The organism is Pseudomonas huaxiensis (assembly GCF_003231275.1).
Lineage (GTDB): Bacteria > Pseudomonadota > Gammaproteobacteria > Pseudomonadales > Pseudomonadaceae > Aquipseudomonas > Aquipseudomonas huaxiensis.
In genome coordinates this window covers 599,023-612,255 of record NZ_QKVL01000001.1, presented here as the reverse complement: position 1 = coordinate 612,255, position 13,233 = coordinate 599,023, and the positions used below count along the sequence as shown (strand labels likewise).

The 13,233-nt window shown below is 56.1% G+C and carries 16 protein-coding genes; 11 read left to right on the top strand and 5 right to left on the bottom strand.

What is annotated here, in order from left to right:
* The first annotated feature begins 36 nt into the window (after positions 1 to 36).
* Together DM374_RS03010 and DM374_RS03005 are read left to right on the top strand one after the other, a co-directional pair.
* Complete coding sequence (locus DM374_RS03010) at positions 37 to 1,158, top strand: DegT/DnrJ/EryC1/StrS family aminotransferase (protein ID WP_110968499.1); 1,122 nt, start codon at positions 37 to 39, stop codon at positions 1,156 to 1,158.
* A complete protein-coding gene (locus DM374_RS03005; RefSeq protein ID WP_110968498.1) occupies positions 1,155 to 1,856 on the top strand; it encodes a WbqC family protein in 702 nt (233 codons plus the stop codon). Before DM374_RS03010 ends, DM374_RS03005 begins: the two co-directional genes overlap by 4 nt.
* Positions 1,857 to 1,859: 3 nt before the next feature.
* Here DM374_RS03005 and DM374_RS03000 read toward each other — a convergent pair whose 3' ends face one another.
* From DM374_RS03000 to DM374_RS02980, 5 genes are read right to left on the bottom strand one after another with little or no spacing between them, the layout of a single operon-like run.
* Positions 1,860 to 2,585, bottom strand: coding sequence for a class I SAM-dependent methyltransferase (locus tag DM374_RS03000; RefSeq protein ID WP_110968497.1), 726 nt, complete (start codon positions 2,583 to 2,585; stop codon positions 1,860 to 1,862).
* A 2-nt stretch (positions 2,586 to 2,587) separates the two neighbouring features.
* Positions 2,588 to 3,367 carry a phytanoyl-CoA dioxygenase family protein gene (locus tag DM374_RS02995; protein WP_110968496.1) on the bottom strand — a complete coding sequence of 260 codons (780 nt, stop codon included), beginning with the start codon at positions 3,365 to 3,367 and terminating at the stop codon, positions 2,588 to 2,590.
* Positions 3,368 to 3,375: 8 nt separating this feature from the next.
* Complete coding sequence (locus DM374_RS02990; protein ID WP_110968495.1) at positions 3,376 to 4,155, bottom strand: TylF/MycF/NovP-related O-methyltransferase; 780 nt, start codon at positions 4,153 to 4,155, stop codon at positions 3,376 to 3,378.
* A complete protein-coding gene (locus tag DM374_RS02985; protein WP_110968494.1) occupies positions 4,148 to 5,071 on the bottom strand; it encodes a glycoside hydrolase family protein in 924 nt (307 codons plus the stop codon). Before DM374_RS02985 ends, DM374_RS02990 begins: the two co-directional genes overlap by 8 nt.
* Before the next feature lie 3 nt (positions 5,072 to 5,074).
* The gene (locus tag DM374_RS02980) at positions 5,075 to 5,731 is read right to left on the bottom strand and encodes an acetyltransferase (RefSeq protein ID WP_110968493.1); all 657 of its coding nucleotides are present in this window, start codon (positions 5,729 to 5,731) and stop codon (positions 5,075 to 5,077) included.
* 116 nt (positions 5,732 to 5,847) lie between these two features.
* Here DM374_RS02980 and DM374_RS02975 point away from each other — a divergent pair, with 116 nt between their 5' ends.
* The 9 genes from DM374_RS02975 (at position 5,848) to DM374_RS02940 (ending at position 13,106) form a co-directional block, all read left to right on the top strand.
* Positions 5,848 to 6,693: a phytanoyl-CoA dioxygenase family protein gene (locus DM374_RS02975; RefSeq protein ID WP_110968492.1), complete on the top strand. Its 846-nt coding sequence runs from the start codon at positions 5,848 to 5,850 to the stop codon at positions 6,691 to 6,693.
* The gene (locus DM374_RS02970; protein WP_110968491.1) at positions 6,693 to 7,529 is read left to right on the top strand and encodes a hypothetical protein; all 837 of its coding nucleotides are present in this window, start codon (positions 6,693 to 6,695) and stop codon (positions 7,527 to 7,529) included. The genes DM374_RS02975 and DM374_RS02970 overlap by 1 nt, the downstream gene beginning before the upstream one ends.
* 304 nt (positions 7,530 to 7,833) lie before the next feature.
* Positions 7,834 to 8,265, top strand: coding sequence for a GNAT family N-acetyltransferase (locus tag DM374_RS02965; protein ID WP_110968490.1), 432 nt, complete (start codon positions 7,834 to 7,836; stop codon positions 8,263 to 8,265).
* 753 nt (positions 8,266 to 9,018) lie between these two features.
* Entirely contained in the window at positions 9,019 to 9,402 is a 384-nt protein-coding gene (locus DM374_RS02960; RefSeq protein ID WP_110968489.1) for a phage protein Gp27 family protein, read from the top strand.
* A gap of 289 nt (positions 9,403 to 9,691) precedes the next feature.
* A complete protein-coding gene (locus DM374_RS33410; protein ID WP_177431500.1) occupies positions 9,692 to 9,862 on the top strand; it encodes a hypothetical protein in 171 nt (56 codons plus the stop codon).
* Positions 9,855 to 10,118 carry a hypothetical protein gene (locus tag DM374_RS33070; protein WP_157969650.1) on the top strand — a complete coding sequence of 88 codons (264 nt, stop codon included), beginning with the start codon at positions 9,855 to 9,857 and terminating at the stop codon, positions 10,116 to 10,118. Before DM374_RS33410 ends, DM374_RS33070 begins: the two co-directional genes overlap by 8 nt.
* Before the next feature lie 1,008 nt (positions 10,119 to 11,126).
* Positions 11,127 to 11,507 (top strand): Mor transcription activator family protein, encoded by a 381-nt coding sequence (locus DM374_RS02950; protein ID WP_110968488.1) that lies wholly within the window; start codon positions 11,127 to 11,129, stop codon positions 11,505 to 11,507.
* A complete protein-coding gene (locus tag DM374_RS33065; RefSeq protein ID WP_157969649.1) occupies positions 11,500 to 12,219 on the top strand; it encodes a Mor transcription activator family protein in 720 nt (239 codons plus the stop codon). The genes DM374_RS02950 and DM374_RS33065 overlap by 8 nt, the downstream gene beginning before the upstream one ends.
* Positions 12,220 to 12,227: 8 nt before the next feature.
* Positions 12,228 to 13,106, top strand: coding sequence for a Mu-like prophage major head subunit gpT family protein (locus DM374_RS02940; RefSeq protein ID WP_110968486.1), 879 nt, complete (start codon positions 12,228 to 12,230; stop codon positions 13,104 to 13,106).
* Positions 13,107 to 13,233 lie beyond the last annotated feature (127 nt).

The following is a 13,233-nucleotide window of genomic DNA, read 5'->3' as shown; positions in this document are numbered from 1 at the left end:
GCGACCACGGAAAACCAGCATGACGATGCGCAGCCTATGAGCGACAGGGAACCGATTTTCGTGACCCAGCCCGCGCTTCCCGACCTGGAAGCATTCATTCCCTACCTGCGGGAAATCTGGGACCGACGCATGCTGACCAACGGCGGTCCGGTGCACCAACGCCTCGAGGCCGCCCTGTGCGAATACCTCGGTGTCGAGCACATCTCGCTGTTCTGCAACGGTACCCAAGCGCTGATTACGGCGGTGCAGGCGGCGGGGCTCAGCGGCGAAGTGATCACCACGCCCTACTCCTTCGTCGCCACGGCGCACTCGCTGCTGTGGAACAACCTCAAGCCGGTGTTCGTCGATATCGACCCCGATACCCTCAACCTCGACCCGGCGCGAATCGAGGCCGCCATTACTGACAAGACCACGGCGATCATGCCGGTGCATTGCTACGGCCACCCCTGCGACACCGGATCGATTCGCCAGATCGCCGAACGCCACGGCCTCAAGGTGATATACGACGCCGCCCACGCCTTCGGCGTTCGCGACGAGGCCGGCAGCCTGCTGCGGCACGGCGACCTGTCGGTGCTGAGCTTTCACGCCACCAAGGTGTTCAGCACCTTCGAAGGCGGTGCCATCGTCTGCCCCGACGAGGCGACCAAGCGTCATATCGACCAGTTGAAAAACTTCGGCCTGTCCCGCGACGGCAGTACAGTGGAACACCTTGGCAGCAACGGCAAGATGAGCGAGATTCACGCGGCCTTCGGCCTGCTGCAACTCGAGCACCTGGACTTGGCACTGGAAAAACGCCGACTGATCGACCAGCGCTACCGTAAGGGCCTCGCCGATGTCCTGGGCATTCGCTGCATCGACGGCGTTGGCGAACATATCGGTAACCAGGCCTATTTCCCGATCCTGGTGGAGCCGGCCTACCCGCTGGCGCGGGACGCCTTGTTCGAACACCTGGCCGCCCACAACATCCATGGCCGCCGCTACTTCCAGCCGCTGATCAGCAGCCTGCCGATGTACTGCGACGCACCATCGGCCAGCCCCAGCAACCTGCCGGCGGCCAACCGGATGGTGGAACAGGTGATCTGCCTGCCGATCTATCCCACCCTGGAACACGAAACAGTGGACTTCATCGTCGGCCTTATCGTCCAGGCCGCCGCATGACCACACTGACGATCATGCAGCCGTACCTGTTTCCCTACATCGGCTACTGGCAACTGCTTCATGCTTCGGACTGCTTCGTGGTCTACGACGACGTGAACTACATCAATCGCGGCTGGATCAACCGCAACCGGATCCTCATCAATGACGCGCCGGGCCTGATCACCCTGCCACTGCTGCAGGCCTCGCAGAACCGCAAGATCCGCGATATCGAGATCGCCCCCGCCGCGCAATGGCAACGGCGCCTGCTGCGCAGCATCGAAATGGCCTACCGCAAGGCACCCTGTTTCGATGAGGTATTTCCGGTGGTCGAGCAGATTCTGAGCCACCAGGACAGCAACCTGGCCGGGTTCCTCACCTATCAGTTGCGCACCCTCGCCGGCTTCATGCACCTGGGAACGCGGATCGTGCCCAGCAGCCAGGTCTACGAAAACAGCCCATTGACCGCGCAGGCGCGCATCCTCGATATCTGTCGCCAGGAGCAGGCGACGACTTATATCAACGCCCAGGGCGGGCGCGAGTTATATGACCCGACGGCGTTCGCCGAGGCCGGCATCGACCTGCGCTTCATCGCCATGCGCCCGCTGCCCTACCGGCAGCGCGGCGAAGGCTTCACGCCGTACCTGTCGATCATCGATGCCTTGATGGAAGTCGGACCGGAAGGCATCAGGCCGCACCTGGCGGCCTTTGATTACCTTTGAGGCTCAGGCCTCGCAGACCACGAAGACGCTCGCGGTAAGGTCCGGATACTTCATCCCCAGCTTGTAGCAGCCATCGAAGAACGCGTTGTCGATGATGCCGGCGCGGTAGGCGGCGTCGAACTGGAAGTTGGCCAGCGGCTTGAACAGGATGCCGCCGCGCTGCGGTACCTGGAAGCCGGCCTGCAGGGCTTCGTGCTCAAGGGTGTCGAGGCTGTAGGTGCAACGATGACCGTGTGCACGCTCGCCCTCGGTGACCGCGGCATTGAAGTCAATCATGCCCATGCCCACCGCAATCTGCCGCGACGCCGCGTTGGCGTTGGGCACCACGATGAACAGCCGGCCGCCCGGCGCCAGCCACTGGCGGACTTTCTTCAGCACCGGCTGCGGCTCGGTCAGGTGTTCGAGGGTGTGGATCAGGAAGATATTGTCGTAACGCTGCTCCAGCTCGACCGCTTCGAACTGGCCAAGGATGAACGTCGCACGCTCGCCAACATTGTTGCGGGCGATCTCGATCAGGTCCGAAGCACCTTCGATCACGGTGACGTCATCGAAGACCTGCAGCAGCTTCTTGGTGAACTCGCCGTGATAACACCCCATCTCCAGCGCGTTGCCTGGGCGGAAATGACTGGCAAGCGCCTTGATCATGTAGTCGCGGTGGATGTAGTCGAAATCGTAGGCGTACAGGCGGTTTTCCGTGTCCTGGTACTCGGTGTTCAGATCGCGTGACATGGTCAGCCCTGGTTGGAGTGGTACATGCGTTTAGCCGGCGGCTGATACCACTCGTCCAGGGTGGCGGGCACCCGCGCGTTGTAGCCGATGACCTGACGCAGCGTTTCGTCGAAGTCCGGACCGCGGTCATAACCCAGCGCGCGCGGGTAGTCGAACTGCTGCTTCATGAACGGCTTGGAGAACATCGGCGTGACCGAGCGGCGCACCGCATCGGTTTCATTGCTGCCACCGGCATGCCAGACGTTGGAGTTGAACATCAGGATGCTGCCGGCCGGCGCGATGGCCTGCTCGGCGTGTGCCTTGAAATACTCATCGCTCGGCTTGGCCTCGGCCTTGTGCGAGCCGGAGAGCATCCAGGTCGCGCCGTTGTCGGCGGTGAAATCGTCGAGCATCACCAGGGTATTCAGCAGCAGCGCGGTTTCCCCGGAGTAGGAGCGGATATCGCGGTGCACCCGCTGCGCATAAGACACGCTATCGCGGGTATTGATGGCGCCACCGAAGGAGTTGAGGATGAACTGGCCGCCGAAGTAACGCTCGATAAAACCGTAGATCGGGTACGCCTTCAGGCAATCCAGAAAGCTGTCGAACTGACCGACCAGGTGGTGCACCGTGTAACTGGTGTCCTGGTCGATGCCGTTCTTGATCTGGTAGTCGCGACAGATGGCGTAGGCCTCGTGGATGTCCTCGCGCATCTGCTCAACGATGGTGAGGGGGATGGCCTTTTCGAAAACGACCCAACCCTGTTCTGCCATCCGCCGGTCGAACGCCTCAATGGAAATCATGACCGTCCTTACTTGATCGTGACGATGCACTTGGAGGGGTACAGCTCGCACTTCTCCAACATGTACTCACTCGGCTGGAACACTTCCTTGAAGGCCAGGGCCTCGCCCGGCGATTCCGCCCAGGTCAGTTCGTCCATCAACAGGACGCTACCCGAAACCAGATGCGGCTTGACCGCCTTCAACGCCGCCAGAGTCGGCTCGTACAGGCCCATATCGAAATAGGCGAAAGCGACGATCGCCGAGGCGTTGGTCTTGAAGTATTCCGGTGCCGTCTGGCACACATCGCCAGCGACCAGCGAATGAATACCGCGCTTGTGCCCGAGCACGTTATTGCCTTCGTGCACCTGCAACAGTTCGTTCAGGTAATCCTTGTAGGTGGCCTTGGTCGAATAGGAATTCTCGATCCACACGCCACTTTCCTTGCGGTCTTTTTCGCCCGGCGCGGAATACCCTTCGAAGGTATCGAAGCCAACGATCTGCCGTTGCTTGTTGAACGGCTCGTACATGGCGCGCAGGTTTTCCAGCAACACCAGATTGTGGCCGTACCAGGTGCCGAACTCGCAGATCATGCCGGGAATATGCTTGAAACGTTTGTACAGGTCGCTGAGAACTATGAACTTCACCAACACCGAGCTGCGGGTATACAAACCGATGTTGAACAGCAGGTCATCATCGGACAGCGGACTGTTGAGAAACATGTCGCGCAACTTGTCGCGGAACGCGTACTGCAGGTCCGACGCGGTGGATTCGAGTTTGTAGACGTCGTCTTGAATATTCGGATTACTCATCATCACTCCACAGCGCCAGGCCGAAGCCGCTGGTGCCGAAACGGTTGCCGTTGTACAGCATGTATTTGTTGCCGTCGGTCTCGAAGGTAAACGGATAGCAGGTCATCAGCGAGTCCCAGCCCTCTTGCGACGGTGGGATGCCATCATCATCGAAGCGCGTCCAGGTTTTACCGTCGACAGACTCGGCGTAGCGAATGCGATAGGAGCCCGCGCCATTACGGTAATCCTCCGATGCCCGCGAGCAATACCACATCTTGAATAGACCGTTTTCCCTGATCACGCAGGGACGGGAGAAGGCTTCGGTGGGGAAGCGCGACTCCAGGCACGGCTCAGGGAAGCGTGTGTACTCGTAGCCGTCTTTCGACTCGGCGTACTTGATCACGTACAGCGGCTCATACTTGCCGTTGACCTCCAGCCAGCGGGTGCCGGAGACGTACCACATCTTCCACAGCCCCTCGTCGTACAGCACGGTGGGCGTCACGGCCAGGTACGGCTCGGTGGCAGTACGGTCCATGATTGGGCCTTCGAACAGCTTTTCGAAATGCAGCCCGTCGTCGTCCGATACGGCAACGCCCATGGCGTTGTGGTACGGAACGGTCAGGCGCTGGTTCCAGCCGCTGTAGTACAGGTAGGTGCGACCGTCTTTTTTCACCGCGTAGCTGGGCATCACCCCTTCGTCATCGAAGGTGCCGGGCAGGCCGAAGCCGAGGCACGGTTCGCGGTGGCGGGCAACGACCTTGCGCGGGTCCTGCTTGTCCAGGTCCACCACGTAACACAGGCTTTTTCCCGCCGCAGTGCGGGTGGAAATAAAGACCCGTACGACATCGTCCAGCACCAGTGCCGTAGGCACCTGGGCATGGGAGCCGACCCAGTCGATGTCCGGGTCGAAGGTTCTACCGAGTTTTTTCCAGGCCATGTTCTAAAAATCCAGTTCCTGACTGCTTTTGACCGCCCGCGCGGGCGCGCCGATATACAACTGCCAGGGTTGCGTGTCTTTGGAAATCAATGCGCCCATGGCGACACAGGTGCCTTCGCCGATGGTGCAGTTGTTGGTGATGGTCGCGTTGACCCCAAACCATGAATACGCGTTGACCAGACAATGCCCGGAGAGGACCACATGGGAGGCGAAGAACACATGGTCCTTGATCTCGCCATGGTGACCAATATGGTTGCCACTCCACATCACCACGTTGTTGCCGATCGTCGTGAACGGCTGCAGGGTGTTGTCTTCGAGGATGAAACAGTTCTCGCCGATAACATTGTCATTGACCGTGGCATTCGGGCTGACATACGAAATGAAGCCATAGCCCTTTTCCTTGCCCTGAATATAGACCGACTCGCGCAGACGGTTCATCTTGCGTCCGGTCATCGGGGCAAAGAGCTTGTATTCGGTACTCGGGAAATAGTCATGGAGGGATTCGAACGGCACCACCGGCAGCCCTTCGAACAACTTCGACTCGGGAATGTAGCGCTCATTCACGGTGAACGCGACGACGTCTACCGTGGGGTCTTTTTTCAGGTAGTAGTGCGCCAGTTGCGCGGTATCCAGAACCCCGAAAATCACAACTTTCTGCATCGTGGTCTCCAAGGTATTCAAAAGTGAGTCAGGTCAAAAGGGCCTGTGGAACGGGCTGTGTATACTGCGCCCACCTTAACATTGTCACTGGTGTAACAAGATAGGACTCCGGGCAGATGGGCAAGATTCTTGATCAAGGTCAAATCCGCTTTTACAAGGAAAACGGCTATCTGGTGGCGGAGGATATTTTCGACCCGCGGCACCTTGATGAAACGCTGGAGCACTTCAACCTCTCGTTCGCCCAACAATTGGAGCGCCTGTCGCTGCCCGTCGCCGACGGGCCGACCCTGGATGCATTGCACCGGAACATGGCCGCTCTGCTGAACGCGAGTATTGCGTTGTACCTCGCCACCCTGCGCATGTGCTCGAAACTCTACGGTGTCTATCGCCTGATGGCCGCCGAGCGTCTGCGCGACGCCACCGCCGACCTGGGCATCAGCACTCCACTGTTCCAGACCACTCCGGTGCTGCACCTGATGTCGAAACGGCTGGTTATCCCCGGCGGTTACCAGGGCTTCGATGTGCATCAGGACTGGACCTCGGTGCAAGGCAGCCTGGACACCATCACCACCTGGATTCCGTTCATGGATATCGACGCCAGGCTGTTCACCATGGAAGTGATCCCGAAAAGCCATTTGCAGGGGCTGCTCAGCGGCACCCAGGAACAACATGTGCTGCGGGTCGATGACCGGCATTTCAACGACGAAGACTTCATACCTGTCTGTGTCGGCAAGGGCGGCGTGTGCTTGATGTCGAATTTCACCATTCATCGCTCTTCCCGCGAAGGTGACGAGCGGATCCGCATCTCCATCAGCGGCCGTTACGAAAACGCCAGCGAGCCGACGTTCATTGAACGCGAGTATCCCTTTACCCAGCACAAGTCGATGCAGCGGGGTTTCATCACCGAGCATTTCCCGAGCGTCGAGCACGTGCGCGATACCTACTCCACCGAGAAAAGCTGATGGACAACAGCAATCCCTTTCCAGCACTGATCGCTTATTTCTCCGCCAAGCGGGCGATGTTCCAACGGGAAAAGCACAGCATCACCCGTCTCGCCCTGGGGTCCTCCCACGGCGACTTCGCGTTCGATCCAGCGTATTGCCCTGGCTCGTTCAACCTGTGCAGCCGCTCCCAGGATTTTCGCCATTCCCTCGCGCTTTACCAGTACGCCGCCAGCCAGGCACCGAACCTGGATACGCTGATCGTTTTCTACTCACTGTTCTCGCCCGGCAACGTGCTGGAGCAGTCACCCAGCGAAAAGACCCTGGCACCGCTGATGAACGAAGTGTTCCGGCTTGGGCAACGCTATGAGGATGCGCAGTTGATGGAGATTGCTGCCCAACTGGAAGGCCGGCTGGAGGCCATCGACGATACACTCGGCGGGAGGTCCGGTTTTTTGCCGCAATACCTGAAAGGCTTCATGCCAGCGGACTACAGCGTGCAGCAGCGAGTCGAGGATCACCTGCGGCTCAATCGCAAGGAAGATGGCAATCAGTACCTGGCTCAGTTGTTGATGCTGGCTGCCGAACGCGGTCACCGGGTGCTGCTGGTGATTCCACCGATGCACCGCGATTACCAGGCCGTCGCCGGCCCGGACTCGCCCTATCTGTTCCGCGGCGCGTTCGAATTGCAGCAACTGATGGACTGCCTGCGACCCGGCTTCAATATGAACATTCTCGACTGCTACGCCGACGTCGACTTCGTAGACGAACACTTCGGCGACTACGACCATCTGCTACCCGAGGGCGATGGTGCCGCATTGTTTTCAAGGAAAATTGCCGAACGCCTGGACCTCTGAGACCCGCCCCACTCCCTCAAGCCCCGACCTTGCGCTCGCGCAGGGTCAGCCAGGTCGTCGCGCCGACGATTACCGCGATGCCAGCCGAATGTTCGAACCAATCATTGAGCAGTCCACGCCAATACGCTGGCCCAACACGAATCAGGGCACCCGTACCCGTAACAGGGAACATCCAGGGAAACGAAGCGATGACGCATACGGCCCGGTGCCATGCGCAAGGTATTATGCGAATCCGTGGTGCAACGAACTGCTTTGGGACTGACTCCTGCTCGCAAAGCACACGGTAATATCAGAGGGTAAGTGGATGGATACACATATCTCGCTGAGACGCGCCACGCTTGAAGATGGGCAAGCGTTGCTTGATTGGCGAAACGACAAAGCCACAAGAGAGGCTAGCCATTGCACCGAAGCGGTAGACCTGGAAGGTCATATCGCATGGCTGGAGCAAGTTCTTGAAAATCCCGACAGGGCACTGTTCATTGCAGAAAAGTCGGGCACCCGGGTAGGGACTGTGCGCGCCGATTGCGATGGTGTGGAGACCGAGTTGTCCTGGACAGTGGCTCCAGAAGCGAGAGGGACTGGTGTGGCGAAAGAAATGCTCAGGCTCGTCATGAGAGAGGTTGCCGGACCATTCAAAGCTGAAGTGAAGACGAACAATAAAGCATCACTGCGGGTTGCCGCCGGTGCAGGGTTGCACATTGAAAAAGAAGAGCGCGGCATAGCTTACTTCCTGTGAGGAGGTGCTGTGTTTGGCACTAAACGAAAGCAGACCAAATCAGGTGGGAAGACCATGGAAGACGCCGAATGACTCAGGAAAACCGGGGCTTTGGCGGGTGCGGGTGATGTCAAATCAGTGCCAAATAGCTGCACCATGGAAAACGGCGTGTTTTTGCCGAAACAGGCCTTTCGAGCGGTCCAATTGGCACTTGATTGGTTCCCCGTTGCCGGACTGAAAGCCAAGCTCCATCTAGGTAAAATCCTAGCGCCCGCTTTCTACTCAACTTCTTTAGGTTGAAAGGGGAAGGAAACCAAAGTTGAAAGCCGGTTTCTTTTCGCCAAAGCCCCATATTCACTGGCTTCCAGCATACTTGGCGATCCGTTTAAGCCCTTTCAGAAAAGAAACGAAGGTGAAAGCCAAGCCACACTGGCAATCGTCCGAGACATCGCTCCAGTGATCCGGGCTCCCCAAGCTCAGACAGGAGCAGACTCCCAATTTTTCGGCTTGGGACTTTTCGTTGATCGCAGGGAGCAAACGAAACACATTTTGCGAATTAACACGAAATTTCGGATTGGAAAAAGGCAGTGATATCAGGCAGATATGCTTCTCTCCATATCGCTAGGGTGCGTGACAAAGCGAAAAGACTAGGACTGAAAGACTATCGATCTGCGAGCGAATTCGTGGTCCTTTAAGACAGCTACGCTTCAGAAAGCCCGATGATGCTCTGGTATCAAGACATGAGCTAATCCAATCAATTTCTATGAGGCACTGATGCCCAGAGTAAAGAAAATCATGCTACTCCCGACCGGACTTCGGGAGCAGTTGAACACACGCCTGCGGAAGACGGATTACTCCGGCCTGGTTGAGCTGGCAAATTGGCTAAGCCAGCAAGGTCATAAGGTCGGAAAATCAGCGGTGCACCGCTATTCCGTAGAACTCAAAGCTAGAGACCAGGCCGCTGAGATCGCGGCTCAATACTGGCGCCGTGAGATCTCGCACCTCACGACCTCAGACATGCTTACTGAGCTTGGAATGCTGCGCATTCGTGAACACCAGATAATTGAACAACTGCTAGCGATTGGGCAAGACGCCTCCCCCCAGAATGTCCAGCAGAGCCACAGACGGCTGCAAATCGCCGGGGCTAGAGTGGAGTGATCACAAAAAGGCTTGCGTTAGTCCGCTGTTAAACGTTAGATTTCCGGCGTCGCTGCAAATTCAGCGACCGGGTTTGGCGACCCGACTCACATAAGGCGCATCAGCGCCCCAGTACCGACAGCAGGCGCTTTTTTTGCGCCCACTGTTCGGCATTATGGCGGCTGTGCGTGGGAGACCTTCGGGTCTGCCGGTTTCCTTATGTACCGGTTCGCCAACCTGCGCACAGCTGCCACCATTCGTTTGGCGACGTTTGTGGCAGCTCCGTAATCAAACATAAGGAGCCTTGACCATGACCGCCCTCATTCCACCCAAAATCCGTGCCCTAGCACTTCGCAAGCTAGCCATTGCCGCGCTGCACGCTGACTCCTCCCTTTCCGTCCGTCTTCGTCGCTACAACACGGCCATGGAGAAAGCACGAGCTCTGGAAGTAATCTCGAATAGTGAGGTGCGTCATGGATAAATTTATCGCATTGGATGGCCGCTCAGAAGTTCGTGCTGCGCTTTACATTAAAACTGGTGTCCCGCCAGATGTTCTATATAACGCTGCCGCCGAGCGCCAGTATGCTGCTCGCGGACTGCTTGATGCGATTGGGGCGTGTGAGATTGTAGAAGGTGAAGCGAAGGGTATTTCGAACATAGCGCGTGCTATTGCAATTCTGGTCAGTGACGCGGAGTCACTATACGAAGCGGCATTCAACGCCACCAGACCCAAATAATCGAATGAAAGACCAAACTCCTGACTGCGCAACGCCGTCAGGAGTTTTTTATTTGTGCGCTGAAACATATCGGGGGGTTAATATGGCAAAGCGAGGCAGAAAGTCGATTGAAGTGGAGCGAGCCACCGGAAAATCCAACCGACAAAGAATTTGGGATGCGATATGTAAATTCCCCGAAGGGTTCACTGGCTACTCAATCGCAAGAAAGTCTGGCGTTCACGATACGACAGTACGCAGCTATATACAGTCACTTGTTAACGCAGGTTACTTAAGGCGGATAGCCGGAGCAGATCACTTTTTTGAGCAAACACTTTGCTTGGTCAAAAATACCGGCATGGATGCTCCGTGCGTCACCAGAAAAGGAAATGTCAGCACCGCTGGACTCAGAAATGAGGCCATGTGGCGAACACTTAGAATCCTAGGCACTGTAACAGCAAGAGGCTTAGCCGAAAGCTCGTCAGTCAAATTCGATGTTTCGTTGTGGACAGCCCGAACTTATCTAAAGCACCTCGCTAAAGCTGGGTACGTCGAGTTAATTTCGACAGGAAATGGTGATCGGTCGGCTTATTATCGGCTTATCCCCATTGAGTACACCGGTCCCAAACCACCAGCCATAAAGCGTGGCGGTATCGTATATGATGCTAACTTGGGTAAAGTAGTTTTCCCGGCGGACTGATACTGAGAGCCATGCTCTGACAAGGCGCCTCCTGGCGCCTTTTTTATTAGCGGCCACTTTTATGGCATCAGCCCAGCAGCGACGTTTCCCGAACGCCCCCCCCGCCCGCTAAGCGCTTTACGCCATAGGCACTACCTTAGCGCTAGTAGTTTGCGTTCGTTTGCCCTGCGTAAATCTAACGCGCCTCTAACGGTGTATTGTCGCTTGATTTGGCTAGTCACACCGTCGGTGCCATGGGCCCCGTGTCTTGCGTGGTGGAGAAACACCCTAAACCCTAGCGACTGGTTAAATATTTCTGGTCGGCGATAGCCATCCACGGAATAGAACACATTATGCAGGATAACATCGCCCCACCAGCCCTAAGAAAAAACCAAGCTGCTCTAACTCAATCCATGACTGACATGATCGAAATCATTGAGCATGCCATTGATAGAGAAATGGAAAGGGATGCGTCCCCAGCGGGGCTTGCGAATGCTTCGGTAATTGCGCTGTGCAATGTATTGGGTGGCACCGCGGTATACCTACCACGTCCAACCGCGCTAAAAAGAATGGAGCGCGACAGGCAGATATTCAAGGCATACATAGAGGGCGTGCCTATTGCTGAGACTCTAAAGAAACATAAGATTTGCTCTCAGACTTACTATTCGATCATCAAAAAACAGCGTCACTCTCTGCGCCTTCAAACGACCGTAAATGGGCACGTAAGTGACTAAAGATACCAATAGTTCATCAAGTACTTTCAAAGGTGCATTAGCCGCCATCTACAGCTCCATTCTTGAGCGCATTTCCTATAACGAATTAAAAAGTCTAGAGCCTGATGACCTTGCACGTGTTGCTACAATTGCCATCAAAGACTCGCTTAGCGGACAGACCCACTACATACATAAAGACCGCAACAAGGCTAGAGCTAATCTCAAAACAACGCAGAGCAGAGAGTTAGCCTCAAACAATACCTCCAACGCTTTTAGTGGCGCATTGCTTTCTATTTATAGCGCAGTTCTCGAAAAAGCAAATACCAGCAATTTTTCAATTATGAGCCCTGAGCAGTTCGCGAATAGATGCACGCTCGCCATTCAAGAGTCCATGGGAGGTTATATTCACTACATCCCAATGGGTTCTGCTGAAGAGCACCGGAATCGAGACTTGAAAATTTGTGATCTTTGGGGTTTTGGGGGACAGAAAGTCAGCGACATAGCTCTTAAATTTGAGGTCTCGCAGCAACATGTTTATGAGGTGCTTAACCGATACTCAGAGAAATACAGAAGCATCCATTCAGGTAATCGCCAGCTACGCAGAGAGCGCAATGCAATGCTACTTGCGAGCCGGGAATCTGGGGCGACATACCGCCAGCTAAGCCAGGACTTTGGGCTTTGTTACTCACAAGTCCGTGAAATTATCAAAAAAACTTCAAAAGCAACATCATAGGAATAACCATGATCATCAACGACAACGCTCTTCACGCTATCTTCACCGCCTTCAAGTCTGCATTCAATACTGCCGGGGCAAAGGCTGACACGTCTTGGCAGCAAATCGCGTCCGAGGTTCCCTCATCGTCGAGCAGTAACACTTATGGCTGGCTTGGTCAGTTTCCTGCGTTCCGCGAGTGGGTCGGTGAACGGGTGCTGAAGGATGTCGCAGCCCACGGCTATGCGATTGAGAACAAAAGCTACGAGAGCTCTATTGTTGTTTCCCGTAACGATATCGAAGACGATCAAGTTGGTATTTACAAACCACTTATCGAAGAAATGGGGCGCGCTGCGGCGGTCCATCCTGACGAGCTTATTTACGGGCTGCTGAAAGAAGGCATTACCCGGAAATGCTATGACGGCAAGGCCTTCTTCGCACCAGATCATCCAGTTGGAGAGACGCCGGTAGCAGTTAGTAACTTCCAAGATGGTGATGGCCCTGCGTGGTACTTGCTCGATGTCAGCCGGTCCCTTAAGCCACTCATTTTCCAGGTTCGCAGAAAATACAACTTGATCGCGATGAGTCGTCCCGAAGACGAATCTGTGTTCATGCGCAATGAGTGCCGCTATGGCGTAGACGCCCGGGTCAACGCAGGATTCGGCTTCTGGCAGTTTGCTTACTGCTCAAAGGCACCGCTTACCCCTGAGAATTACGAGGCTGCTCGCGCAGCGATGCTTCAGTTCAAAAGCGATCAGGGTCGCCCATTGGGTATCATCCCGAAATTACTGGTGGTGCCACCAGCGCTCGAAGGCAAAGCCCGGACTTTGTTGGTAAAGGATGGTAATAACGAAAATCCATGGACAGGCAGCGCGGTGCCTCTCGTAAGCCCATGGCTGGCGTATTAATTACGTAGATAGGCTGGCAGTAAAGTGAGTGGCGCCATTTCGAGGTTATGGTGCCGCTATTGGCCCTGAGATGCGTGGAGCGCAGCTCAGGGCCTTTTACGTTGGCCGGTGCCAAATGGGCCGCTCA